This window comes from Brotaphodocola sp., assembly GCF_050873065.1.
Taxonomy (GTDB): Bacteria; Bacillota; Clostridia; order Lachnospirales; family Lachnospiraceae; genus Brotaphodocola.
On the sequence record NZ_JBNMIC010000005.1, the window covers coordinates 1 to 25,360 of the forward strand.

Here is a 25,360-nt window from a genome sequence, read left to right on the forward strand (position 1 = left end):
TAAATATATAGGGCGGGGACTGCCCGAATTAACGCCTGTGGAGATAGTAGGTCACGAGGTCTGTGAAGCAGGAAGCCCATTGGCTTTAGACAATGGGCAGTTCACATCCATTCACTGATAAAAAAAACAGCGATATTTCGATAGATCTATAAGTAAAATTAATAGAACTTTAGCGTGATAAAGAATAATGATAAAAAGTTGACATTTGTTAACGAGAATTTAACGAAAAAAGTGCAAAAAGCAGAAAAAAGGTCTGCTCTTCAAAAAAATCGTGCGTGTGAAACGGGGAAATACCTGTTTGAAATTTAACGAAAATGAGGAGACAAAACCGCCAAAAACGTCCGATTTACAAGGAAAATCAAGGGTGGTTTTTGTATACAATGTTAAAAATGAAATTGTCCAATCCATGCAAATGTGTTATACTGTTACAGATGACAAACGAGATAATTTGTCAATAGAAGTCGAAAATGTATAGAAAGAGGGTAAAGGTAATGGGATTGGCTACATTTAGAGGCGGCGTTCATCCTTTTGAGGGAAAAGAACTGTCTGAGAGCAAGCCGGTTCAGGTCCTGATGCCGAAGGGCGATATGGTATATCCGATGTCCCAGCACATCGGTGCTCCGGCTACGCCACTTGTAAAAAAGGGCGATCAGGTTCTGGTGGGTCAGAAAATCGGCGAAGCCAGTGGATTTATCTCTGCGAATGTAATCTGTTCAGTTTCCGGAACAGTTAAGGCAGTGGAGATGCGGCGAGTTGCCAGTGGTGCGATGGTGAATTCCATCGTGGTAACCAATGACGGAGAGTACAACACGGTGGAGGGTCTGGGAGCAGACCGTGATCCGTCAACACTTTCCAAGCAGGATATTCGCACCATCGTGAAGGAAGCGGGAATTGTAGGTCTGGGCGGTGCAGGCTTCCCGACCAACGTAAAACTTTCTCCGAAGGATGAGAATGCGATCGATTACATTCTGTTAAATGGTGCAGAGTGTGAGCCGTATCTGACTTCCGACTATCGTCTGATGATGGAAGCTCCTGAGCAGGTCATCGGTGGACTGAAAGTCGTTCTTCAGCTGTTTGAGAAGGCAAAAGGTGTGATCGGTATCGAGGACAACAAGCCGGAGGCCATCAAGAAGATGACTGAGCTTGTGAAGGACGAGCCTCGTATTTCTGTATGTCCGTTAAAGACCAAGTATCCGCAGGGTGGTGAGCGTTCCCTGATTTATGCAATCACAGGACGCAAGGTAAATTCCTCCATGCTCCCGGCAGATGCAGGCTGTATCGTGGACAACGTAGACACGATGCGCGCAATCTATCAGGCAGTCTGCAAGACGACTCCGCTCATGGAGCGCACATTTACCGTGACCGGTGATGCTGTGGCAAACCCGCAGAACTTCCGTGTCAAGATCGGTACCAACATGCAGGAGATCGTTGAGGCAGCCGGCGGTTTCAAGACGGAGCCGGAGAAGGTCATTTCCGGTGGTCCTATGATGGGTATGGCAATGTTCACTCTGGACGTTCCGGTCATCAAGACAAACTCCGCACTGACCTGCTTTACTAAGGATGAGGTCAAGGCAAACCAGGAGACTCCGTGTATCCGCTGCGGTAAGTGCATCAGCGTATGCCCGAGCCACATTGTTCCGGTTATGATGATGGACGCAGCACTCAAGGGTGACTGTGATAAATTTGAAAAATTAAATGGTATGGAGTGTATGGAGTGCGGAAGCTGTACCTTCATCTGTCCTGCCAAGAGACCGCTTACTCAGGCATTCAAGGAAATGAGAAAGACGGTTGCGGCTAACCGCAGAAAGAAAGCGCAGGAGGCGAATAAGAAATGAGTAAATTATTTAACGTATCGTCGTCCCCGCATGTGCGCAGCAGTGAGACAACCCGCAGCATCATGATGGATGTGGCGATTGCGATGCTGCCTGCAACGGCATACGGCGTGTTCCAGTTTGGTCTTCATGCCCTGCTGGTTCTGATTGTAACGATTGCAGCCTGCGTGCTGAGTGAGTATGTCTATGAGAAAGGCATGAAAAAGCCGATCACGATCTCTGATTTCAGTGCTGTCGTAACCGGTATGATTCTTGCGCTGAATATGCCGGCAACGATTCCGCTGTGGATCCCGGCACTTGGCGGTGTATTTGCAATTATCGTTGTAAAGCAGCTCTACGGTGGTCTGGGCCAGAACTTCATGAACCCGGCACTGGCAGCAAGATGCTTCCTGCTGATCTCTTTCGCAGGAAAGATGTCCAGCTTTACTCTGGATGGATGGAGTGGTGCAACTCCTCTGGCAGCTATGAGAAATGGTGAGACGATGGATTTAGCATCCATGTTCATCGGTAAGATTCCGGGAACCATCGGTGAGGTTTCTGTCATCGCTCTTCTGATCGGTGCAGCTTACCTGGTAGTCCGCAAGGTAATTTCCCTGCGCATCCCGCTGACCTACATCATCACAACCGCTGTCTTCATCTTCATCTTCGGCAACCATGATCCGTATTATGTAGCTTGTGAAGTATGCGGAGGCGGTCTGATCTTTGGTGCCTTCTTCATGGCAACCGACTATGTGACAAGCCCGGTAACCCCGGCTGGTCAGTACGTATTCGGCGTTGTTCTTGGTCTTCTGACCGGTATCTTCCGTCTGTGGGGAGCTTCCGCAGAGGGCGTTTCCTACGCAATCATCCTGAGCAACCTGCTTGTTCCGGTTATTGAGAAGGCAACCCTTCCGGCAGCATTCGGCAGAGAGAGCGAGAGCGGCTGGGCAAAAATGTTTGCGAAAAAGGAGGGCAAGTAGTCATGAAAGGAATTATGAAAGACGCGTCCATCTTATTTGCGATTACCCTGATTGCCGGTGTGTGCTTAGGTGCCGTACATGAGGTAACCAAGGCTCCGATTGCGGCAGCACAGCTCGCAGCAGCAACTGCTACATACAAAGAGGTTTATCCGGATGCAGCAAGTTTTGAGGAGACAGATGATCTGAAGGCAGCCGTAGAGGCCTGCGCAGCAGATGTTTCCGCACAGGGATTTGGTAATGTATCTGTGGATGGTGCACAGGAAGCACTCGATGCAAGCGGCAACGTGATCGGATATCTGATCACCTCCACTTCCAATGATGGTTACAACGGAAAAGTTCAGATTTCTGTCGGTGTGACGAAGGAGAACACCCTGACCGGAATCGGTTTCCTGTCCATCAGCGAGACCCCTGGTCTTGGTATGAAGGCAAAAGAGCCGGACTTCAAGGATCAGTTCAACGGAAAACCGGCAGCAACATTCTCAGTAACAAAGACGGCTCCTGCTTCTGATGAGGAGATTCAGGCCATCAGTGGTGCGACCTTCACATCCAAAGCAACGACCGGTGCAGTCAATGCGGCAGTCTACTTCGTAGAGAACTGCATCACACAGTAGGAGGGGCAATCATGAACAAATATGTAGAACGTTTATACAATGGTATCTGGAAAGAAAACCCGATTTTCGTACAGATGCTTGGCCTTTGCCCGACTCTGGCGGTAACAACATCCGCAATCAACGGTGTCGGCATGGGACTTTCTTCCACGGCGGTACTTGTGTGTGCAAACCTTCTGATTTCCGCACTGCGCCACCTGATTCCGGACCGCGTTCGTCTTCCAGGCGAGATCGTAGTCGTAGCATCACTCGTAACGATCGTAGATATGCTGATGGAAGGTTTCCTTCCGTCTCTGTACAGCGCTCTGGGTATTTACATTCCGCTGATCGTTGTAAACTGTATCATCCTTGGTCGTGCCGAGTCCTTCGCAATGAAGAACACCCCGATCCTGTCCGCATTCGATGGACTTGGAATGGGTCTTGGATTCACAATCGCACTTGGACTGATCGGAGCATGCCGTGAGGTTCTTGGTGCCGGAACTGTATTCGGCATCCAGGTAACTCCGTCTTCCTTCCAGCCGATCTCCATCTTTATTCTTGCACCGGGCGCATTCTTCGTTCTGTCCATGCTGACCGCTCTTCAGAACAAGCTGAAAGCACCGTGCGCAACGAATGGTTCTGCAGATAAGGAAGAGAAAGAAAACTTCGGTTGCACTGGCAACTGCATGACCTGCGCCGAGCATAAGACCGAAGGGGAGGGCAAATAAATGAAAGAATTACTGGTTATTGCGATCAGCTCCGCGCTGGTCAGCAACGTTGTACTGAGCCAGTTCCTGGGCATCTGTTCCTTCGTCGGTGTATCCCGTAAGGTAGAGACTGCAGCAGGTATGGGCGGTGCGGTAATCTTCGTTATTACGATCGCTTCCATCGTGGCTAGTCTGATTTACAACTATATTTTAAGTCCTCTTGGACTTGATTACATGAAGACGATCGTCTTCATCCTTGTAATCGCAGCTCTGGTACAGATTGTAGAGATGTTCCTGCACAAGTGCATGGAATCCCTCTACAACGCACTGGGCGTATTCCTTCCGCTGATTACCACGAACTGTGCCGTTCTCGGTGTGGCACTGACCAACGTACAGAATGGTTACGGCTTCGTACAGAGCGTAGTAAACGGCGTGGCAACTGCAGTCGGTTACACGATTGCGATTGTTCTGCTTGCCGGCATCCGTGAGAGAATTGAGGGAAATGATATTCCTTACAGTTTCCAGGGATCTCCGATTGTTCTTGTAACTGCAGGACTGATGGCGATCGCATTTTTCGGATTTTCCGGATTATTGTAGGAGGGAGAGACGAGGATGGATATAATGGCAGTAGTCATCGCGGCAGCAGTAGTTGCGGCAGCCGGTATCGTAGTTGGTATCGGTCTGGGGCTGTTCGGTGAGAAATTTAAAGTTGAAGTGGATGAAAAAGAGCTGGCAATCCGTGCAGAGCTTCCGGGAAACAACTGCGGCGGCTGCGGATTTGCAGGCTGTGACGCTCTGGCAAAGGCAATCGCAAATGGCGAGGCAGCTCCGAATACCTGTCCGGTAGGCGGTGCAGCAGTCGGCGAGAAGATTGCTGAGATTCTCGGTGTAACCGTAGAAGAGGGCGACAAGAACGTAGCATTTGTAAAATGTAAGGGAACCTGCGACAAGGCACAGACTCTGTATGAGTACTCTGGAATTCATGACTGCCGCGAGGCATCTGTTGTTCCGGGTGGCGGCCCGAAGGCATGTTCTTACGGCTGCGAGGGCTTCGGTTCCTGCGTGAAGGCATGTGAGTTTGATGCCATTCATGTGGTAAACGGCGTTGCAGTTGTAGACAAAGAGAAATGTATGGCATGCGGCAAGTGTGTTGCTGCCTGCCCGCGCAACCTGATCACTCTGGTTCCGTACAAGGCAAAGCACCTCGTACAGTGTGCTTCCCATGACCGCGGACCGGCAGTCAAGAAGGTATGTACCGCCGGATGTATCGGATGTACGCTGTGTACCAAGGAGTGCCCGTTTGATGCAATCCATATGGATAACAACGTGGCAGTCATCGACTACACAAAGTGCAAGAACTGCGGCAAGTGCGCAAAGAAGTGCCCGGTACAGGCAATCCTGTAATCAGTCAGGAAATTCTAATTATCAAAAACAATCAGAGCGGTGTTCTCGGAGAAATCCGGGAATGCCGCTTTTTGAATTCTCCAATTCTCCGCGAACTTCATCGCAAAATTCGACAGAATGTGTTATACTTTTTTTATGTTTTTTTGTAGCAGAAAATTCTGAATGTAAGATTTCTTTGAGGGTTGAAGAAATAAGAGATTTTGCATGACAGAGCAGACAGACGTAGACGTACTTGAATGAGAAAAAGGGGCAGGAGATATGTATATGGAAGTGTTTGACCACACCTATCTGGTGATTGTTCTGTTTTTGCTGAGCGTAGATGTGGCACTTGTATATAAACTCAGCCGGATGTCCGGGTTTGGGAAACTGCAGAAGCGGATGATGATTATGCTGGTGGCGTGCGTATTCTGTGCCGGTTCCGACATGCTTTGTGTGGTGATGGAGCAGAGAGCGGGGCATATCGGAACGTTTTTTCTGAACTGTGCGTTTGACTTTTCTTTTGGCTTTGTCGGATTTTATCTCTTTTATTACAGTGAGAAAAAATATCGCTCAGGTCTTTTTAAAAACCGGAAATTCAGGATCCTCGCGTCTGCGCCGCTGATGCTTCTCGGAATTCTTTTGCTTGTCTCGTTCTGGACGGGATGGATTTTCCGGGTGAGCGCGCAGGGAGATTACAGCAGGGGACCGCTTTACTATGTGTTCTATGCGATTATTGCAGGCGGATATATGGGCTGGACGACGCTTGTCAATATCCACCGGATGATTATCCAGAAGGATGAGCGGAAGAAAAAGATGGCAGAACAGTCTTTTGCATACGCTATTCCGGTGATTGCCGGCACTCTGATTCAGATGAGATTTCCGGAGTATCCGTGTTCCAATATGGGACTCACCACAACGATTCTTCTGATGTTCATCGATGCGCAGGAGGAACTTCTGCGGATCCGGATGGAGGAGGAAGAGAAGGACAGAAGCATTCTCGTCTCTCTGTGCAGGGAGTTTTCCAATGTCTATCATGTGGATTTAAGAAAGGATACGCTCGAGATCATCAAACAGGAGGAGACGACGAACGCGGCGATCAGCGAGAAACTGATGCAGGAGGGAAAATTACAGTATTCCTGCCGCATAAAAGATTACTATGATCACTGCATTGTCCAGAAAGCAGCTCCGGATTTCATGGAAAAGATGAATGCAGAGCACCTGATGAAGGTTCTTGAACATCAGGACCGTTTTGTCTACCGTTACCGCGCGAAAAAGAATCTCGTCGGGAGAGAGTATTTTGAGGCGCAGGCGATCCTCATTCAGGAGGGGGATGACGAGTTTCAGGTAGTCATCGGCTTCCGCCCGATCGATGACATTGTGAGAGAGGAGCGTGAACATCAGGAACTGCTTGAGCGCGCTCTCCGGGATGTGACGATGAGCAATGAGATCATCTCTGCGATCAGCAAGATTTACTTTTTGATCTATCAGATAGACATTGAGAATGATTTTATTGAACAGATCTCAAACCGCGAGGAGATTCATCGTCTGACCGGACAGAGCGGAAGTGCATCCATGATGGGAAGGCAGATCTATACGGAGATGGTAGCGCCGGAATACCGGGAACAGGTGAAGGGATTTTTTGACCTTGCAACGCTCCCGGACCGGCTCGCGCATGCAGAAACCATTATGATGGAATATATGGGGCTGAGTGGAAGCTGGTACAGCGGCCGTTTCATTGTGAAAAACCGGAATGAAGAAGGGCGGGTGACTCATGTCCTCTACGTGGTTTCTGCGATCGATGCACAGAAACGGCAGGAGATGGAGTACCAGAGACAGCTTCACGACAGCATGATGGAGGCGGAGCGTGCAAACCGGGCGAAGACGAACTTCCTGCGCCGGATGAGCCACGACATCCGAACCCCGATCAACGGAGTCATGGGAATGGCGACGATCGCAAAGCGCAGTCTGGATGATCCCGACAAGCAGAGACAGTGTCTCAACAAGATTATCAGTGTCTCCCATTTCCTGCTCGATCTCGTAAATGAAGTTCTCGACATGAACAAGCTCGAATCCGGGGAGATTGAGCTTGAAAACCGTCCGTTTGATCTTCAGGAAACGCTCGAGGAGGCGACGACGGTTGTGGAGGAGCAGGCGAGGGAGGCAGGTCTTCACTTCTGTGAGGAGTATCAGGAGCTGTCTCACAACAAGGTGATCGGAAGTCCTCTGCACTTAAAGCGGATTGTCCAGAATATCATGGGAAATGCGGTTAAGTACAATCGGGAACACGGAAGCATCCGCGTCTCCTGCCGGGAGGTCGGATCGGATGAGAAGACGGCGACGTTTGAGTGGATCTGTCGGGACAGCGGAATCGGCATGAGTGAGGAGTTTCAGAAGCGGGTCTTTGACCCGTTTGCACAGGAGGGAGACTCGGCGCGGACAACGTATGCGGGAACCGGCCTGGGACTTGCGATCGTGAAGGAACTGATCGAGCGCATGGGCGGAAGCATCCGGTTTGAGAGCAAAAAGGGAGCGGGAACGACGTTCTTTCTCCGCTTTGTGTTTGAAAAAGACCGGGAGGTGAAAGCTTCTGGCGAGACGGAGGTACTTCCCGAGGTTTCGCTTGAGGGTACGAGAATTCTTCTCGTGGAGGACAATGAGCTGAACATGGAGATCGCAGAGTATCTTCTTGCGGAGGAGGGAGCGGTTGTCGACCAGGCGTGGAATGGAAAAGATGCTGTGGAGAAATTTGCCGACTCGGCTCCGGGAACGTATGAGATCATTCTGATGGATATCATGATGCCGGTGATGAACGGACTTGAGGCGGCAAAGCAGATTCGTGCGATGGATCGCCCGGATGCCGCCACGGTTCCGATCATTGCGATGACGGCGAACGCATTTCTTGAGGATATCCGCAGGAGCCGGGAGGCGGGGATGAATGAGCATATTTCCAAACCGCTCGACATCTCCAAGTTTCTGCTTGCAGTCCGGAAGATGAAGCAGATGAACAGGCAGCAGAGGCAGATGAGCGGGACGGGTGACAGGGATCAGGGATAAGCGACAGACCGGGAACGGACAGACAATGAGAACACCAAACGACAGGCTGTTCAGGAAGGAGACACAAAAGCGGTGCGCAAGACATACTACGGAGAGGGACTGTTTTTAAACGAGCAGTATCAGATTTTTTCAGAACATCTGGAAGAAAAATTTCAGATCCTTTTGATGGAAAATCATGGGGTGGGAATTATTGGCGGATATTATGAAGAGGGTCTTCCGATCTGTATGGTGAGTGAGCTCAGCGTCCATATGCTCGGGTATGAGTCGATTGAGGAGTTTGAGAGACACACGGGCAAGCTGCTGATGAAGATCATCTGCCCGAATCAGAATGAAGTCTTCTCGGAAACTGTGTTTGCAGGGTGGTCGGGAACGATGGAGACGCATATGCATACGGCACAGGGAGCGCGGCTCTGGGTCCGGATTGTCAAGAAGGAGCACATCAGCTATGACGGGAGAGAGATCTGGCTGATTTCCGTCTGCAATATGCAGGAGCTCTTTGAGGCGGAATGTGAGATCGTTGAGGTCAATCAGAAGCTCGAGGATGCGAATGCAAGGATCATGGCACAGCTTGACACGTTTGCAAACGGAATCAACGGCGGATATATGATCAGCCGGGAAGACAGACAGTTCTCAATCAGCTATGTCAGCCGGAATGTTGCGGCAAATCAGGGCTACACAGCAAAGGAATTTCTGGATGCCTGCATGGGGAGCATGCTCGGAAATGTCTATCCGCCGGATCGCTCGGAAGTGCTGTTTTCGCTGAGGCACCAGCTCAAGCGGAAGGACAGCTATTCGATGAAATACCGGGTGATTTGTAAGAATGGAAGTCTCAAATGGGTGCTTGACTCCGGAAAACGGGGGAGAGATGAGAATGGAAACCCCATAATTCAAAGTCTGATCATGGATGTCAATGAGTCGGAACAGATGAATCTGATGTATCGTCAGGAACGCAGACAGTACCGCGATGCGATCACCCATGACTGCGAGTACAGCTTTTCGGTTGATCTGACGAATGGATATATAGAGACGGCATATGAGATGAAAAACGGGGAGAATCCGATTCGCCTTTTGGGGCTTCATCTGCCGCTCAAGTTTGATGACTATCTCGACAGGGTGAAACAGATTTTGAAGTCTGTGTATACAGACGGAAGGGCGCTCGAGGAGGCGACGACGGAGAAACTGCTCCAGTCGTATCAGCATGGAATCCGAAAGTGCGAATACGATTACTGGGACATCCGGCAGAATAAGTACGTCCGCGCGACGGTCCTGATGTCGGAGAAAGAGGAGAATGGTCATATCTGTGCGATCATTGTGGGACGCGATATCAGCAGCCAGATTCGTGAGGTGGAGAATTACCACAAGGAGATGCAGGCGGCAAACCGCAGGTTGGAGCGCCAGAAGAGGGAACTTGAGAAGGCTTACCGGGAAGCGAATCTCGCAAATGCGGCAAAGTCGGATTTCCTTGCGAGAATGAGCCACGATATCCGGACACCGATCAATGGAATTCTCGGGCTGATCGAGATGTCGGACCGCTATCCGGATGATGTCGAGAAGCTGAAAGAAAACCGGGAGAAGGAGCGGGCAGCGGTCAAACAGCTTCTGATGCTTGTCAATGATGTACTTGATATGAGCAAGCTCGAGAGCGGGGAGATTGAGCTGATTGAGGAGCCTTTCAATCTCAATGACCAGATGAGACACTGCATGGAGGTGATCGGGGTGCAGGCGCAGAAGCGCTCTGTGACGATCGTGAACCGTACACCGGATGGAATCAGGCATCCGCAGCTCATCGGAAGTGCGACGTATGTGAACCGGATTCTGACAAATATTTTATCGAATTCTGTGAAGTACAATCGCATCGGCGGTCAGATTTTCGTTGCGGTGGAGGAGATGCCGAAGGGGCAGAATGCCGCGGAGGATAGGAAAATTTCGGGACGGCGGGAAATTCCGGGAGAGCAAAGACTGCCGGAAAGGTCAGAAAAGCAGGAGAAGCAGAAAAATCAGAAAAAACAGGAAAAAATCTGGGTGCGCTTTCTGATTGAGGACACGGGAATCGGAATGAGCGAGGCATTTCAGAAAAAGATGTTTGAGCCATTTACACAGGAGAATGAGGCAGGGCAGACGCATGCGGGAACCGGGCTTGGTATGGCGATTGTGAAAAAGCTCATCGAAAAGATGGGCGGCACGATTGAGGTGCACAGCCGGAAATACATGGGAAGTGCGTTTGATGTACGGATTCCTTTTCTTCTCAATCCGGATGCGGACAGACAGAACGAAGAGGCGCGACTGCGGCGCGAGCGGGGCAAGACAGGTGATGGCGGCAGCGGGATAAGGGGAAAGAAACTTTTGCTTGTTGAGGATAATGAACTCAATCAGGAGATTGCAAAGTTTATGCTGACTGAGGCTGGAGCCGAGATTGAGAGTGTCTGGAACGGCGAGGAGGCGGTCGAGGCAGTTCGCAGAAATCTGGAGGAAAATGAAAAAACGGGAAGAAAAAGATACGATGCGATTTTGATGGATATTATGATGCCGGTGATGAATGGGTATGAGGCGGCGCGAGCGATCCGGGGACTGGAGCAGGAATATGACGTTCGTACGCCGATCATTGCGATGACGGCAAATGCATTTGTCGAGGACATTATGAGATGCCGGGAAGCCGGGATGGATGAGCATATCGCGAAACCGCTTGAGATTGATAAGCTGCTTGCGGCGCTGGAGAAGTATGTGAGGAAGTATTGAGCGGAGTAAGTCATGCAAACGCGCTCTCGCTCCGGGTTCGACGCAGCGGTGCGTAAGGCTGTAAAAGACACAGCCTAAACACCGGCGTCTCACACGGGTTTGCCTGTACTTCTCCGCTCCTGCGCCTGTGCAACAGCTGAGTTTTGGAAAAAATCAGATAATCAGGAAAGGAAATAGATAGCAATGTTATACTTTGTAAATGACTACTGTGAGGGTGCTCACGAAGCAATTTTAAAACGTCTGGTAGAGACAAATATGGAGAAACTTGATGGATATGGGATGGATCCGTATTGCGAGTCAGCAAAGGAGAAGATTCGAGTGGCGTGTGATTGTCCGAATGCGGATGTCACCTTTCTTGTCGGGGGAACGCAGACAAATGCGGTGGTGATTGGCTCGATGCTTAGAAGATATGAGGGTGTTGTCGCAGCAAAAACCGGTCATGTGAGCATTCACGAGGCGGGAGCGATCGAGTACACCGGGCATAAGGTTCTTGAGATTCCGGAGAAAGATGGAAAGATGAATGTAGAAGTACTTAGACAGTATTTGGAGACGTTCTATCAGGACGGAAACCACGATCACATGGTATTTCCGGGAATGGTTTATCTCTCTCATCCGACGGAGTACGGAACTTTGTATACAAAGACGGAGCTGAAAGCGATTTCTGAGGTCTGCAAATCTTTTGAGATTCCGCTGTTTCTGGATGGCGCAAGACTTGGATATGGACTTGTGAGTGAGGGAACAGACCTCACGCTTGCAGATATTGCGCATCTCGTGGATGTCTTTTATATAGGAGGAACAAAGGTCGGAGCACTCTGTGGAGAGGCTGTTGTCTTCCCGAATGGCGCGCCGAAACATTTTATCACGATGGTAAAACAGCAGGGCGCCTTGCTTGCAAAGGGGCGTCTCCTCGGAATCCAGTTTGACACACTGTTCACCGATGATCTCTATTTAAAGATCAGTGAAAATGCGATCCAGACTGCAAAGGTGCTCAAGCAGGCGTTGAGGAAGCGGGGGTATGAGTTTTATGTGGACTCTCCGATAAATCAGATTTTTGTGATTCTGGAAAATCAGCAGAAAGAGCGTCTGGAAAAGGAAGTGGCATTCAGCTTTTGGGAGAAGATGGATGAAACTCACACGGTTGTGCGCTTTGCGACAAGCTGGGCGACGAAGATGGAAGATGTGAAGGCGCTGATTGAGATTTTATAAATAATTTTTGAGATCAGTAGAACAAATTTTTTTGTTTCACTGTGGTTGGTGCATGACAAGTGCCACTGGCGCATTGTGCCTTCGCGAAGCGTATTACTCAGGAGGGGAGGTAATCCCCGCCTGAGTGATTGCATTTCTACAATATAAAAAGAAATTGTCAGTGTGCTAAATCTCCGCAGAGCCGGTCGGTCACGAGATCTTTGCAGCGCTCTCTGTGGGCGACGTGGAGCGGGTGGTTCTGGAAAGATTTCAGGGCGGACTCGTCCGCGAGTTCGGAGTAGAAGACGAGATCATAATCGCCGCCGGCAGTGTTTGTGCCGATTTCTGCACACAGAAGCCCATCGATATGTCCGTCCATTGTTGCGACGGAGTTCTGAAGAAAGGCGAGAGCCTCTGCCTCGCGATGTTCTGCTTTTATCTGATCGGTAAATTTCCAAAATAAGATATGACGAATCATATATTTGTCCTCCTGATAAGATAGTTTGCATTTGACTTAATATGCTTAATATAGAGCGCAGGATTGAAGTACTGCCGCCTGAGTGGGAAAAATGGAAAGGTATAATTAAAATTTCTGAATTTATTATACTACGAAAAAGCAGGAGGAGTCAGCAAAATTGCAGAGATTTCCATGAAAATGAAAGCGTTTACAATTTTGACACAAATCAGACAATCATATACCTTAAAAACAAGGGAAAAATTTTTATGAAAGTATTTACAATTTAGTATTCCCAAATTGAAAAAAGTGTGGTAGAATAGGGCTCAGAAATGAAAAACGTACAAAGACGGCAGCGGATGAGACGTTACGCTTCACGGGTGGAGATTTTCTGAGTGGAAAATGCCGTATGATACCGTAACGAGGGGACGCGGTCAATGGAAAGGAGAAAAATAGCGATGGCACTTCTGAATTATGATGTATTAAAGAAATCCGGTTACGATGGCTACATTCTGGAGGATGCTCCGGTAAAGGTTATGCAGTTTGGTGAGGGAAACTTCCTTCGTGCATTCGTAGATTACTGGTTCGATCTTGCAAATGAGAAGGCTGGATGGAACGGAAAGTGCTGCCTGGTACAGCCGATTGCTCCGGGACTGGCAAAGATGATCAACGAGCAGGAAGGTCTTTACACCCTGTATCTGCGCGGAAGCGAGAACGGCAAGAAGGTAGACGACAAGCGCGTGATTTCCAGCGTTGCAAACTGCCTGAATCCGTATGAGAAGGCTGACTACGAGAAGATGATGGAAGTTGCAGCAAGCGACGATCTTGAGATCATCGTTTCCAACACCACCGAGGCTGGTATCCAGTATGATCCGTCCTGCCAGAAGGATGACTGCCCGCCGTCCAGCTTCCCGGCAAAGCTGACCCAGGTTCTGTATCATCGTTATCAGGCAGGCAAGCCGGGCATCATCATGCTGGCATGCGAGCTGATCGATAATAACGGCAAAGAGCTGTTAAAGTGCGTAAACCAGTACATTGAGCAGTGGGGTCTTGAGGATGGATTCAAGAAGTATGTAAACGAGGATTGCACCTTCTGTGGTTCTCTGGTAGACCGTATCGTTCCGGGTCGTATCCGTGACCAGGAGGAAGTAAAAGCACTGGATGAGAAGAACGGCTACGAGGATCCGCTGACCGACGTTGGTGAGGTATTCGGTGTCTGGGTAATCGAGGGCGATGAGAAACTCAACGATGTTCTTCCGTTCAAGAAGGCTGGTCTGATCGACAAAGTATTCGTTACCCCGGATATGAGCCCGTACAAGAAGAGAAAAGTTCGTATCTTAAACGGCGCACACACCGGATTCGTTCTGGGTGCATACTTAGCAGGCGAGAACATCGTTCGTGACTGCATGCACGACGAGGTTATCAAGGGCTTCATGAACAAGATGCTGTACGATGAGGTTATCCCGACCCTTCCGCTGGACAAGGATGATCTGAAGAAGTTCGCAGCAGCTGTTGAGGATCGTTTCAACAACCCGTTCGTAAACCACGAGCTGATGAGCATTTCCCTGAATTCCACCTCCAAGTGGAAAGCAAGAAACATGCCGTCCTTCCTGGGCTACATCGAGGAGAAGGGACAGCTTCCGGAGTGCCTGACCATGTCTCTGGCTGCTTACATTGCATTTTACAGCAATGACATCCAGGCTCTGACCGATGCAGGTCTGGTTTGTAAGCGTCCGGCAGGCAATGAGTACACCGTAAGTGATGACAGATGGGCTCTGGAGTTCTACTATGCACACAAGGATGACTCCGCAGAGGAGCTGGTACACGCTGTTCTGACCAACGAGCAGATGTGGGATCAGGATCTGACCAAGATCGCAGGCCTTGAGGAGAAGGTTGTTGCAGATCTGAAGATGATCCGCACCGAGGGCGCAAAGGCTGCATACGCAAGCTGCCTGTAAAATAGTCCCGTTCTGGGAACAGGATTTTGAATTTTATGAGAGAGAAGCATGGAGAGTTACCTCTGTGTTTCTCTCTTTTTTTATAGAAAATGGCGTTCTGTGAAAAAATGCTCCGTGAGAATGTGACTGGGCGCAGCAGCATCCGTGAAATGTTGTACGTAAGATACGGTAACAAAAAAGTGCCTTCTGTATTTGACAGGAGATTTATGCTATACTTTTTTCAGAAAGAAAAGGAATAAGAGTTATTGTACAGAGAAAAAATCTGGTCGGATGCTGATTTGAGGAGCGAGGATTAGAGTGCCTGGGAGCAAAATATATTTTTTAAATGGAGGAGTTAAGATGCTGGTACAGAATGGAGAAGAGAGACTGCGGGAATTCACGGAGCGGGAGTACAAGGAGACGGTGACGGAGGTGACGAAAGGCATCTGGCATGTGCTCGGAATGGGTCACAGCAATGCGATTTTCCTCGAGGGAAATACCGGAGTGATTCTGATTGACACGCTCGACACTCTGGAACGTGGAGAGCGTTTGAGAGAATTGATTAAGGAGAAAACGGGAAAAGAAGTCCACACGATTCTGTATACCCATATGCATCCGGATCACCGGGGAGGTGCAGGTGCATTTAGAGATACGGCAAAGGAGATTATCGCATTTGCACCGAAGATGCCGATCCTCGAGCACACGGGAATGCTCAGGGAGATCCAGATGCGCAGGGGAGCGCGCCAGTTTGGATATGCGCTTTCTGACGAGGAGAACATCTCTCAGGGAATCGGAATCCGTGAGGGCATTGCATACGGGGACAAGTATGACTTTGTGCCCGCCAATATCGTCTATGAGAGTGACTGGGAAGGCCGGGAGATTGATGGAGTCCGCTTGGAACTTTTCCGTCTTCCGGGGGAGACGGACGATCAGATGGCAGTCTGGATTCCGGATGCGAAAGTACTCTGCTGCGGAGACAATTATTATGGATGTTTCCCGAACCTGTACGCGATTCGCGGTAGCCAGTACCGCGATATTGCGGGATGGATCCGCAGTCTGGACCGGCTCAGACAATTTCCGGCAGAATATCTGCTTCCGGGTCACACCCGCGTGATCTGCGGAAGAGAAAAGATAGAGGAAGTGCTGAAGAGCTTTCAGGCGGCGATCGAGGATATTTTACTGCGGACGCTTGAGGGAATGAATCAGGGAAAGACGGAGGATGAACTGGCATCGGAGATCCGGCTTGCGCCGCAATACCGGGATCTTCCGTGGCTTGGTGAGTTCTATGGCTGTGCCGAGTGGACGGTGAGAGCGATTTTCACGGCATATCTGGGCTGGTTTGACGGAAATCCGACTCATCTGCATCCGCTTGCCCCAAAGAGCCGCGCAGAGAAGATGAGAAAACTGATCGGCGGAACAGAGGCGCTGATTGAGGCGATCCGGCAGGCAAATGAGGAGCAGGATGATCAGTGGTGCTTAGAGCTTGCAGAGTACTGGGATGAGGAGAGCGCGGATGAGGCGCAGAATGCGCAGGTGCGCCAGTGGAAGATTCAGGCTCTGCGTCGTCTGGCATCGCTTGAGACAAGTGCAAACGGACGCCATTATTATCTCGTGTCGGCAAAAGAACTGGAGAAATAAGACGATAAAAGAATAAAATGCAGTAAAGCGTGTACGGAATAAGAAGATAAGCGAAAGTGGAAAAATAAAAGAATAGATGTGAAAGTTGGGATCCCATGAGTTTTTGCTCATGGGATTCGTTTGTATAAATGCATTTTATCAATGATAAAAAGTCTGATATGATAAGAATTAAACGGGGAATATGAGAAAAACTCTCATAAATGACAAAATGTGCGGAAAAGAGTGTGCAGAGAGAAGGTGGGGAAACGATGAGAGATATTGACTGGAAAATTTTGTTTGAGCTGTATCGAACTCCGAATATCACAAAGGTGGCAGACAAACTGTTTATGACTCAGCCGACACTGACAAAGCGGATTCAGTGCATGGAGGATGAGCTGAATGTCAAGATTGTGGATCGCAGCACAAAAGGAGTCGCTTTTACGGATGAGGGGGAGTATCTCGCCCATCAGGCAGAGCTGTATCTCCAGTTTCGCGGAGGAATTGAGCGCAGACTTGAGGCGTTCCGGGAGAATGAGGCGGGAACGATTCGCCTTGCCGCCTCAACCTCATTCGCGGAATATTATCTTCCGGATCTGATCCGGGAATACACGGACCACTATCCGAATGTGACATTTGATGTGGAGCACGCAAAGAGCCATGATCTGCTCCATTTCCTGAAGGAGGGCGTCTCGGATATGGCGTTTCTCCGGGGAGAGTACGAGTGCAAATTGAAGAAGATCCGGCTATTTACGGAACAGGCGTATGCGATTGCCGCGGTCCCGATCGCGAAGGAATCTCTTTTTACGATGAAACGAATTGACTGCACGCTCGGGGAGTACAGCCAGAAACTGGTTGAACAGTGGTGGGAGGATTTTTCAAAGACTCCTCCGGCCCCGGCTGTTCATGTCCGGATGGTGGAGACAAGCTGGGCGCTTGCCCAGCAGGGAGTTGGGTACACGATCGGATTTTTTGAGAAAAATCAGCTGAAAAATCTTGGAGTGTCTGCGATGCCGCTCTATTTTTCAGACGGGAGACCCTTGCAGCGAAATACCTGGCTGATCTATTCGGAACAGCTGACCCGCTCCCCGTATGCACAGGAATTCATCCGGCAGGCAGAGCGATATTTCCACCGCCGGTATGAAGAGTAAGAAAGTAAGCGAGAAGTGAGTGAGAAGTAGGCGAGGGCAAGAGAAAAGAGATCTCCGAGATTCCATTTTGGAATGATGACATGATTTTATACAATTTTACAAGAAAGCATGAAAAAAATATAATAAATGCATAAAAAATATATAAAATCATATCATACGGGAGGTAAATTATGGCTACGGATGAGAAGAAGGTATTCAAGCTCGGTGGACTTCCATGGTGGCAGGCAGTGATTGCAGTAATTCTGTGTGCGGTTCCAATGTACTGGGGAATTCAGTCAAAGAGCATGGTCGGAACCCTGTGTTCCTGTTTTGCCCTTGCGGTAATTCTCTATGAACTGGGTGAGAGACTTCCGATTTGGAACAATTACATCGGCGGCGGACTGCTGATGGCATTCTTCGGTGTGGCACTGCTCAAGTATTTCAAGATCATTCCGGAAGAAGCACTGGAAAACATCAACCGGGTAATCTCCGGAGATGAGGTCAATCTTCTGGAAATGTATATCATTTTCCTGATTTCCGGTTCTGTGCTGGCACTGGAGAAAGATATCCTGCTCAAGTCCTTTGCGGGATACATTCCGACGATTCTCGGCGGACTTCTGTTTGCAGGAATTTTTGGAGTTGTGGCAGGACTTCTGTTCGGCGTGGCTCCGACAACCACAATTATGAAATATGTGCTTCCGATCATGGGAGGCGGAAACGGTGCAGGCGCAGTTCCGCTGAGCAACATTTATGAGCAGGTGACAGGCGATGCAGCGGCAAACTTTTATGGATTTGCAATCATTGTGCTGACAATCGGAAACATTTTTGCGATTGTTGGATCTGCGGTTTTAAATACCATCGGTGAGAAGGTTCCGTGGATGACCGGCGACAAAAAAACGCTGGTGCGCGGTGGAGAAAATATTACCCGTGACGATGCAAAAGTAAAATCCACAGTGGAAGATATGCTCGGAGCGGTTGTTCTGACTTTTGCCTGCTACTGTGTGGGACGCATCATGAGCAAGAAACTGCTTCCGACAATCGCGGGTGCAGCAATCCATGCATATGCGTACATGATCATCTTTGTTGTCATTCTGGCAGCAACCGGTCTCGTTCCGGCAGGTGTGCGCGCCGGTGCAAAGAGAATCCAGAGTTTCATGAGCGGAGTTCTCGGAATGGTCATCATGGTCGGAATGGGTGCCGATTTTGATATCGCAGAGCTTTTCAATGTTATGACACCGGGAAATGTGGTGATGGCACTGGCAATCGTTGTGGGCGGTGCATTCGGCGCAGGTCTGATCGGATATGTGGTTGGCTTCTACCCGGTAGATGCTGCATTGACAGCAGGTCTTTGCATGGCAAACCGTGGAGGTTCCGGCGATCTGGCGTGCTTGGGCGCAGCAAAGAGAATGGATCTGATGGCTTACGCACAGCTCTCCTCCCGTCTCGGCGGTGGAATTGTGCTGATCATTGCATCGTTTATGTTCTCATTCTGGCTCAAATGATGTTGACGTAAATGATATTGAGTTGACATATTGTGACATATTGCTGTGTAATTAGATTTATAAAGTGGATTTATAAGAAGTATAAGATGGATAAGAATTAGAAAACGGCGGTCTCTGGAGAGTGAGGGGACCGCCGTTTTTTATGTGTAATCCTAAGATTCTGTCTTTTCGACAAGCTTGCTGTTTTTCGTGTTTTCTGCTTCGTCAGCTGCTGGTTCTGCGGTCATTTTCTTGAACGCTCCTGATTTTGCTGCGATCAGGACGACGGAACCGCTGAGTGCGAGCAGTGCCATCGCATTCGGGATGACCATCAGACCGTTAAAGAAGTCTGCAAGTGTCCACACAAGATTTACTTTCAGAGCAGATCCGATGACGATAAAGACTGCGACGAGTGCGGAGTAGACCGTCAGTCCTTTTGAACCGAACAGATAGCGCACGTTGATAGCACCGAAGAAGTGCCAGCTGAGAATCGTGGAGAATGCAAAGAACAGCAGGCAGACTGCGATGAAGATATCGCCGAAACCTCCGAATACGGTGGAGAATGCGTGCTGGGTCAGTGCGATTCCGTCCTTGCCGCTGGAAAGTGCACCGGTGGTCAGAATGCTGAATACGGTTAAGTTTAAGATGATGAAGGTATCGATGAAGACGCTGACCATCGCAGCGAGACCCTGATGATGAGGGGTGTCAACGACAGCTCTAGCATGTGCATGCGGGGTGGAACCCATGCCGGCCTCATTGGAGAACAGACCGCGGGCAACGCCGTAGCGGATGGCTTCCTTCACGGTGATACCGGCAGCACCGCCGAGAACGGCAGACGGCTGAAAAGCTCCTCGAATGATCTGCATGAAGGCTTCCGGAACCTGTGTGATGTTGCACACAATAACTGTGAGACTTCCGATGATATAGACAAATGCCATGAAAGGCACAAATTTTTCTACGACAGCGGCGAGACGCTTCGTTCCACCGATGAAGATGAAGAGCGCCATGACAGCTAAAAGAACTCCGATTGTGACTGGCGGAATGGAGATCTGACGGGTCGCAAAGACCTGAGTGAAGGCTGCGCTGACAGAGTTAGCCTGAACCATATTGCCCATGAAACCGAGTGCAAGGATGATCAGAACAGCAAAGATTCCGCCGAGAACTCTGCCTGCTTTTCCCTTGAAAGCTGCGTGAATGTAGTAGACGGGACCACCGGTGACTTCGCCGTCATGCACCGTTTTGTGCTCCTGGGCAAGAACCGCCTCCGCATAGATCGTCGCCATGCCAAAGAAAGCGGAAAGCCACATCCAGAAAATCGCTCCCGGACCTCCGCCGATCAGAGCGGTGGCTGCTCCTGTCAGGTTGCCGGTTCCGACCTGAGCCGCGATTGCAGTTGCAACCGACTGGAAGGAACTCATCTCGCCTTCGCCGTGTTCCCGACCCTTATGTCGGATTCCGCCGAATACCTGATGAAAGCCGTCTTTCAGTTTTCGTACCTGGATAAATCTGAGACGAATGGTGTAGTAGATACCTGTGCCACATAACAGCAGAATCAGAACCACATTCCAGAGAATGGAATTGGCGGTATCCACCAGATGTAAGAAAGTGTCCATAATATTTTTTCCTCCTGTCCTTTTGCCTGAGAGATTGGCAGAATCCTTGTCTGCCGTACACCTTCGGCGCTCTTTTGTAATAAGAGACTCTCCAGAATCTTGCGTCCTCGGACGCTTGCGTTCCTGTCCTCATTTTTCAAAAACAGTAACTTAGAAAACAATATAGCACAGGTAATGTCGGATTACAATGGGAAAATACCATGTTTGTGAGGGGAAACATGGACAGGAGCAGGAATTTTCTGAACTGAAAATTCTGTATGGTACCGTGATGACAGCAGATTTCCAGTTGTTTAAGCCGACACAAACATTGATCTGGTACGTTTTTTGATATGCAAAGCGATCAGAATTACGGTGCATCCACTCTGAGAGACGTAAATTAAGTGACAAAAAAGGGAAAGATTGTAGATTTTCAAATCCTTCAAAAAACAGTATAATAAAATGTAAACATTTTGAAAATTTCATGGACATAGACATGGATATAAAAATGGAGAAGAACGAAGAAGGAGGAAACTTATGAACGAAGTAAAACAGCCGAAAAAACCACTGCTGTATTATTACGGAATTGTGCTTTTGATTCTGATGCTGTTCAACTTTCTGGCGGCACCGTATCTGGCACAGCGTCAGATCAAGGAAGTTGACTACGGAACTTTTATGACGATGACGGAGAACAAGGAGATCGGTCAGGTCGAGATCGAGAGCAATCAGATTCTGTTCACGAGCAAAGACAATAAGACGATCTACAAGACCGGTGTGATGGACGATCCGGGACGGACCCAGCGTCTCTATGATTCTGGCGCGTCATTTTCGAGCGAGATCGTCGAGCAGATGTCTCCGATGGCGAGCTTTCTGACAAGCTGGGTTCTGCCGATCCTGATTTTCTGGGGACTCGGCCAGTTCATGTCGAAAAAGATGATGAAAAAGATGGGCGGAGCGAACTCCATGTCCTTCGGCATGGGCAAATCCAACGCGAAGATCTACATCAAGTCCTCCAATGGAATCAAGTTTTCTGACGTCGCAGGAGAGGATGAGGCGAAGGAGAACTTAGCAGAGATTGTGGATTATCTGCACAATCCGAAGAAGTATGAGGAGATCGGTGCCTCAATGCCGAAAGGCATTCTGCTTGTAGGACCTCCTGGAACGGGTAAGACGCTTCTCGCAAAAGCAGTTGCAGGTGAGGCGAATGTTCCGTTCTTCTCGATCTCCGGATCGGAGTTTGTCGAGATGTTTGTCGGCATGGGTGCATCGAAGGTGCGCGATCTCTTCAAGCAGGCGAAGGAGAAGGCACCGTGTATCGTCTTCATCGATGAGATCGATGCGATCGGAAAGAAGCGTGACGGCGGAAATCTTGGCGGAAACGACGAGAGAGAGCAGACGCTCAACCAGCTGCTCACGGAGATGGATGGATTTGAGGGCAACAACGGCGTTATCATTCTGGCGGCGACAAACCGTCCGGAATCCCTTGATCCGGCGCTGACAAGACCGGGCCGTTTTGACCGCCGGGTTCCGGTAGAACTTCCGGATCTCAAGGGAAGAGAGGCGATTCTTCGCGTTCATGCAAAGAAGATCAAGGTTGCGGACAATGTGGATTATCTCCAGATTGCCCGCATGGCATCGGGAGCATCGGGAGCGGAACTTGCAAACATCGTCAACGAGGCAGCACTTCGTGCGGTGCGTGACGGCCGTTCCTATGCGACGCAGGAGGATCTCGAGGAGAGCATCGAGGTTGTCATTGCGGGATACCAGAAGAAGAATGCAATTCTCACTGACAAGGAGAAGTGGACGGTTTCCTACCATGAGATCGGTCATGCACTTGTCGCAGCGAAGCAGACGAACTCTGCACCTGTTCAGAAAATCACAATCATTCCCCGCACTTCCGGTGCGCTTGGATACACGATGCAGGTTGAACAGGGCAATCATTATCTGATGACGAAGACGGAACTTGAGAACCGGATTGCGACGCTGACCGGAGGACGTGCGGCGGAGGAAGTGATCTTTGGAATCTCCTCGACGGGAGCTTCTAATGATATTGAGCAGGCGACAAAACTCGCGCGTGCGATGATCACCCGCTATGGAATGAGCAAAGAATTCGACATGGTTGCAATGGAAGCCGTGACAAACCAGTATCTCGGCGGAGATACTTCCCTGAGCTGTTCCGCCCAGACACAGGCAAAGATTGACGAGCAGGTGGTCGCTCTCGTGAAGAGACAGCATGAGAAAGCGGCGGGCATTCTGATTGAAAACAGAGCGAAACTCGATGAGCTGGCAAAGTACCTGTATGATCGAGAGACCATCAGCGGAGAGGAATTCATGGAGATTCTGAACCGCGATTAAGACTGGAATCAGGATTTTTAGCAGAAGCTGTGCACATAAAGGTTGTGTGATGGCTTCTGCTTTTTCTTTATGCGGATTTTTATGCGGATTTCTCATCGCCGGGTAAAAATCAAAAATTTATGTGCGGAAATCGCAAAGAAATGTTGTGAAAAAGAAAACAAATTGCGTGAAAAATATAACAAATGATGCATAAAAACAATATAATTGTATGCAGAATTGAACTTGCATACTAAAAAAAGAGCCGTTATAATGAATTATTATTCAATAGAATAAATTTTTTGAGAGATAAGAATAATAATGAGAGACAGAATAGGAGATCAGTCAAATGTTGCGAGTTCAGTCCGAGGCAGAGCGTTGCCTTCAATGCAAAAAACCGAGATGCAGTACGGGATGCCCCATTTCCACAGATATTCCGGGGGCGATTCAGCTGCTGAAAGAGGGAAAGATGAGTGAGGCCGCTCACCAGCTTTTTGAGAACAATCCTCTTTCTGTGGTGTGTGCGATTGTATGCAACCATGACAGTCAGTGCGAGGGTCACTGTGTGCGCGGAATGAAGGGAGAGCCGATCGGCTGGGGTCAGATTGAGCGCTATATCTCCGACACCTATCTCGACCGCATGGAGATCAAACCGGCGCCTGAGACGGGAAAGCGCGTTGCAATCATCGGAAGCGGTCCTGCCGGACTGACGGCGGCGATTGAGCTGAGAAAATCCGGCCATGACATCACAATTTTTGAGGCGGAGAGTAAACTGGGCGGAATGCTTCGCTATGGAATTCCGGAATTCCGTCTTCCAAAAAGCATTTTAGACCGCTACACGGCACTCTTAAAGCGCGCCGGCATCCACATCCGTCTCCACACGGCAATCGGAACATCGCTGACAATCCCGGATCTCTTCCGTGATGGATATGATGCGGTTTTCATCGGAAGTGGTCTGTGGCGTGCGCGCCCGTTAAATGTGCCGGGAGAGAGCCTTCCGAACGTCTGCTACGGCATTCACTATCTGGCATCTCCGGATTCTTTTGAGATTGGAAAGCGTCTGGCAGTAATCGGAACCGGAAATACGGCGATGGATGTGGCGAGAACAGCGCTCCACCGCGGTGTTGAATATGTGACCCTGTACGCGCGCAGAGATAAGAGTGCCGCAGATCCGAAAGAGATCGAGATGGCAAAGCTCGAGGGTGCACAGTTCCACTATGGCATGCAGATCGTGAAGATCACGAAGGAGGGGCCGGTCTTCCACAAGAGCAACCTTGATGAGAACGGCCAGATTCTTTCTCTCGAGGATGAAGATCTCTTAGAGCCGGCAGACTTTACGATCATTGCGGCGAGCCAGGGACCGAAATCCAAGCTGATCCAGACGACAGAGGGACTTGAGGGAACGGAAAAAGGACTTCTGAAAGTCGATGAGGACGGCAGAACGACTGCCGATGGAGTCTTTGCAGCGGGAGATGTCGTGCACGGCGGAAGAACCGTTGTGGAGGCAGTTGCGAAGGCGAAGCGAGTTGCCCATGCGATCGATGTTTATCTTGGAAACGCCGAAGAAAAGTAGTATACTGAGTGTGTTGCAACGCCAAAGCTTTGTCAGCCGGTAACGGAACAAGGGCGAAAAACGGCGCAATGGGAAATAACAGCGACGGCGGCGATGGTTTGGGTGACGAGAAACAGGATAGACAGGAGGAAAGTCACATGGTCAGAAAAGAAAATATTGTGGCAGTGGAGCATTTAGGCGGTGGAAAGGGAACCGCGTATGTTCATCACATTGTCTCGAAAGAGGAATTGCTGGGACACGGAAGAATGTATGCAAAGGTGGTTCTTCCTCCGGGTACGAGCGTGGGCTGGCATCAGCATGTGCATGATACTGAGCCGTACTACATTTTGAAGGGACAGGCGGACTTCATCGATAATGATAAAACCGTGACAAAGGTAGGCCCTGGCGACTGCTGTCTGATTGAGGTGGGACAGTTCCACAGTCTTGAGAATAATTCCGATGAGGATGTGGAATTTATGGCCCTGATTTACAACGAAAAGGGCTTCCTCTACGAGTAGAAGCGAAAAACAGGCAGTTGGAAGCGTTTTCCAATTTCCAAAATTATATCGAAAAATAAAATAATAGGGCGGAGATTATTCTGATATGAGAGGATCTCTGACCTGCATGGAAAGAGACAGTTTTTTCTTGAAGCACAAGGGAAAAGATTGTCTCTTTTTTGCCTTGAAATTTCACATTAAATTCGATATGATGGAACTTAAACCGACTTTATTTTTTGAGCGGGGCTCTTTTTTTATGTTGGGAGAAACGGATTTTTGTAAAGTGGTGATGGGAAACTTTGATGGAAATGGAAACGGAAAGGAAGAATAGA

19 protein-coding genes and 1 riboswitch are annotated in these 25,360 nt (G+C 49.3%); of the genes, 17 read left to right on the forward strand and 2 right to left on the reverse strand.

Annotated elements, in window-relative coordinates; genetic code table 11:
* The first annotated feature begins 491 nt into the window (after nt 1–491).
* The 9 genes from rsxC to ACR0QE_RS02585 all read left to right on the forward strand — a co-directional run bounded on the left by rsxC (nt 492) and on the right by ACR0QE_RS02585 (nt 12,464).
* Nucleotides 492–1,835 (forward strand): electron transport complex subunit RsxC, encoded by a 1,344-nt coding sequence (rsxC, locus tag ACR0QE_RS02545; protein ID WP_432626821.1) that lies wholly within the window; start codon nt 492–494, stop codon nt 1,833–1,835.
* Nucleotides 1,832–2,791 (forward strand): RnfABCDGE type electron transport complex subunit D, encoded by a 960-nt coding sequence (locus ACR0QE_RS02550; protein WP_432626822.1) that lies wholly within the window; start codon nt 1,832–1,834, stop codon nt 2,789–2,791. The genes rsxC and ACR0QE_RS02550 overlap by 4 nt, the downstream gene beginning before the upstream one ends.
* Nucleotides 2,792–2,793: 2 nt before the next feature.
* The gene (locus ACR0QE_RS02555) at nt 2,794–3,402 is read left to right on the forward strand and encodes an RnfABCDGE type electron transport complex subunit G (RefSeq protein WP_432626823.1); all 609 of its coding nucleotides are present in this window, start codon (nt 2,794–2,796) and stop codon (nt 3,400–3,402) included.
* An 11-nt stretch (nt 3,403–3,413) separates the two neighbouring features.
* Nucleotides 3,414–4,106 (forward strand): electron transport complex subunit RsxE, encoded by a 693-nt coding sequence (rsxE, locus tag ACR0QE_RS02560; RefSeq protein ID WP_177978321.1) that lies wholly within the window; start codon nt 3,414–3,416, stop codon nt 4,104–4,106.
* Nucleotides 4,107–4,682 (forward strand): electron transport complex subunit RsxA, encoded by a 576-nt coding sequence (gene rsxA / locus ACR0QE_RS02565; protein WP_432626824.1) that lies wholly within the window; start codon nt 4,107–4,109, stop codon nt 4,680–4,682.
* A 15-nt stretch (nt 4,683–4,697) separates the two neighbouring features.
* Nucleotides 4,698–5,489 carry an RnfABCDGE type electron transport complex subunit B gene (locus ACR0QE_RS02570; RefSeq protein WP_432626825.1) on the forward strand — a complete coding sequence of 264 codons (792 nt, stop codon included), beginning with the start codon at nt 4,698–4,700 and terminating at the stop codon, nt 5,487–5,489.
* A 264-nt stretch (nt 5,490–5,753) separates the two neighbouring features.
* Nucleotides 5,754–8,522, forward strand: a complete 2,769-nt coding sequence (locus tag ACR0QE_RS02575) for an ATP-binding protein (RefSeq protein WP_432626826.1) — start codon at nt 5,754–5,756, stop codon at nt 8,520–8,522.
* Between the two features lie 72 nt (nt 8,523–8,594).
* Nucleotides 8,595–11,258 (forward strand): response regulator, encoded by a 2,664-nt coding sequence (locus ACR0QE_RS02580; RefSeq protein WP_432626827.1) that lies wholly within the window; start codon nt 8,595–8,597, stop codon nt 11,256–11,258.
* 183 nt (nt 11,259–11,441) lie between these two features.
* The gene (locus ACR0QE_RS02585) at nt 11,442–12,464 is read left to right on the forward strand and encodes a threonine aldolase family protein (RefSeq protein WP_432626828.1); all 1,023 of its coding nucleotides are present in this window, start codon (nt 11,442–11,444) and stop codon (nt 12,462–12,464) included.
* Between the two features lie 157 nt (nt 12,465–12,621).
* On the opposite strand, the gene ACR0QE_RS02590 is transcribed toward ACR0QE_RS02585, so the two are convergent.
* Nucleotides 12,622–12,921 (reverse strand): Dabb family protein, encoded by a 300-nt coding sequence (locus ACR0QE_RS02590; RefSeq protein WP_432626829.1) that lies wholly within the window; start codon nt 12,919–12,921, stop codon nt 12,622–12,624.
* 434 nt (nt 12,922–13,355) lie between these two features.
* Here ACR0QE_RS02590 and ACR0QE_RS02595 point away from each other — a divergent pair, with 434 nt between their 5' ends.
* The 4 genes from ACR0QE_RS02595 (at nt 13,356) to ACR0QE_RS02610 (ending at nt 19,080) form a co-directional block, all read left to right on the forward strand.
* Nucleotides 13,356–14,855: a tagaturonate reductase gene (locus ACR0QE_RS02595; RefSeq protein WP_432626830.1), complete on the forward strand. Its 1,500-nt coding sequence runs from the start codon at nt 13,356–13,358 to the stop codon at nt 14,853–14,855.
* Nucleotides 14,856–15,194: 339 nt separating this feature from the next.
* Complete coding sequence (locus ACR0QE_RS02600) at nt 15,195–16,472, forward strand: alkyl/aryl-sulfatase (protein WP_432626831.1); 1,278 nt, start codon at nt 15,195–15,197, stop codon at nt 16,470–16,472.
* Nucleotides 16,473–16,720: 248 nt separating this feature from the next.
* Complete coding sequence (locus ACR0QE_RS02605) at nt 16,721–17,599, forward strand: LysR family transcriptional regulator (protein ID WP_432626832.1); 879 nt, start codon at nt 16,721–16,723, stop codon at nt 17,597–17,599.
* Nucleotides 17,600–17,769: 170 nt separating this feature from the next.
* Entirely contained in the window at nt 17,770–19,080 is a 1,311-nt protein-coding gene (locus ACR0QE_RS02610; RefSeq protein WP_432626833.1) for a 2-hydroxycarboxylate transporter family protein, read from the forward strand.
* 152 nt (nt 19,081–19,232) lie between these two features.
* Here ACR0QE_RS02610 and ACR0QE_RS02615 read toward each other — a convergent pair whose 3' ends face one another.
* Nucleotides 19,233–20,672, reverse strand: a complete 1,440-nt coding sequence (locus tag ACR0QE_RS02615) for an alanine/glycine:cation symporter family protein (RefSeq protein ID WP_432626834.1) — start codon at nt 20,670–20,672, stop codon at nt 19,233–19,235.
* A 4-nt stretch (nt 20,673–20,676) separates the two neighbouring features.
* A riboswitch (glycine riboswitch) is annotated at nt 20,677–20,777 on the reverse strand.
* Nucleotides 20,778–21,185: 408 nt separating this feature from the next.
* Here ACR0QE_RS02615 and ftsH point away from each other — a divergent pair.
* The 4 genes from ftsH (at nt 21,186) to ACR0QE_RS02635 (ending at nt 25,359) form a co-directional block, all read left to right on the forward strand.
* The gene (ftsH, locus tag ACR0QE_RS02620) at nt 21,186–23,003 is read left to right on the forward strand and encodes an ATP-dependent zinc metalloprotease FtsH (protein ID WP_432626835.1); all 1,818 of its coding nucleotides are present in this window, start codon (nt 21,186–21,188) and stop codon (nt 23,001–23,003) included.
* A gap of 325 nt (nt 23,004–23,328) precedes the next feature.
* The gene (locus ACR0QE_RS02625; protein ID WP_432626836.1) at nt 23,329–24,552 is read left to right on the forward strand and encodes an NAD(P)-dependent oxidoreductase; all 1,224 of its coding nucleotides are present in this window, start codon (nt 23,329–23,331) and stop codon (nt 24,550–24,552) included.
* Nucleotides 24,553–24,689: 137 nt separating this feature from the next.
* Nucleotides 24,690–25,049, forward strand: a complete 360-nt coding sequence (locus ACR0QE_RS02630) for a cupin domain-containing protein (RefSeq protein WP_432626837.1) — start codon at nt 24,690–24,692, stop codon at nt 25,047–25,049.
* A gap of 106 nt (nt 25,050–25,155) precedes the next feature.
* Complete coding sequence (locus tag ACR0QE_RS02635) at nt 25,156–25,359, forward strand: hypothetical protein (RefSeq protein WP_432626838.1); 204 nt, start codon at nt 25,156–25,158, stop codon at nt 25,357–25,359.
* Nucleotide 25,360 lies beyond the last annotated feature (1 nt).

Bases quoted from the DNA above. Each gene is read 5' to 3' on its own strand.
- ACR0QE_RS02600 (WP_432626831.1), top strand. From the start codon at position 15,195: ATGCTGGTACAGAATGGAGAAGAGAGACTGCGGGAATTCACGGAGCGG.
- ACR0QE_RS02625 (WP_432626836.1), top strand. From the start codon at position 23,329: ATGTTGCGAGTTCAGTCCGAGGCAGAGCGTTGCCTTCAATGCAAAAAA.
- ftsH (WP_432626835.1), top strand. From the start codon at position 21,186: ATGAACGAAGTAAAACAGCCGAAAAAACCACTGCTGTATTATTACGGA.
- ACR0QE_RS02550 (WP_432626822.1), top strand. From the start codon at position 1,832: ATGAGTAAATTATTTAACGTATCGTCGTCCCCGCATGTGCGCAGCAGT.
- rsxC (WP_432626821.1), top strand. From the start codon at position 492: ATGGGATTGGCTACATTTAGAGGCGGCGTTCATCCTTTTGAGGGAAAA.
- ACR0QE_RS02570 (WP_432626825.1), top strand. From the start codon at position 4,698: ATGGATATAATGGCAGTAGTCATCGCGGCAGCAGTAGTTGCGGCAGCC.
- ACR0QE_RS02590 (WP_432626829.1), bottom strand. From the start codon at position 12,921: ATGATTCGTCATATCTTATTTTGGAAATTTACCGATCAGATAAAAGCA.
- ACR0QE_RS02605 (WP_432626832.1), top strand. From the start codon at position 16,721: ATGAGAGATATTGACTGGAAAATTTTGTTTGAGCTGTATCGAACTCCG.
- ACR0QE_RS02555 (WP_432626823.1), top strand. From the start codon at position 2,794: ATGAAAGGAATTATGAAAGACGCGTCCATCTTATTTGCGATTACCCTG.
- ACR0QE_RS02595 (WP_432626830.1), top strand. From the start codon at position 13,356: ATGGCACTTCTGAATTATGATGTATTAAAGAAATCCGGTTACGATGGC.
- rsxA (WP_432626824.1), top strand. From the start codon at position 4,107: ATGAAAGAATTACTGGTTATTGCGATCAGCTCCGCGCTGGTCAGCAAC.
- ACR0QE_RS02585 (WP_432626828.1), top strand. From the start codon at position 11,442: ATGTTATACTTTGTAAATGACTACTGTGAGGGTGCTCACGAAGCAATT.
- ACR0QE_RS02615 (WP_432626834.1), bottom strand. From the start codon at position 20,672: ATGGACACTTTCTTACATCTGGTGGATACCGCCAATTCCATTCTCTGG.
- ACR0QE_RS02635 (WP_432626838.1), top strand. From the start codon at position 25,156: ATGGAAAGAGACAGTTTTTTCTTGAAGCACAAGGGAAAAGATTGTCTC.
- ACR0QE_RS02630 (WP_432626837.1), top strand. From the start codon at position 24,690: ATGGTCAGAAAAGAAAATATTGTGGCAGTGGAGCATTTAGGCGGTGGA.
- rsxE (WP_177978321.1), top strand. From the start codon at position 3,414: ATGAACAAATATGTAGAACGTTTATACAATGGTATCTGGAAAGAAAAC.
- ACR0QE_RS02575 (WP_432626826.1), top strand. From the start codon at position 5,754: ATGGAAGTGTTTGACCACACCTATCTGGTGATTGTTCTGTTTTTGCTG.
- ACR0QE_RS02610 (WP_432626833.1), top strand. From the start codon at position 17,770: ATGGCTACGGATGAGAAGAAGGTATTCAAGCTCGGTGGACTTCCATGG.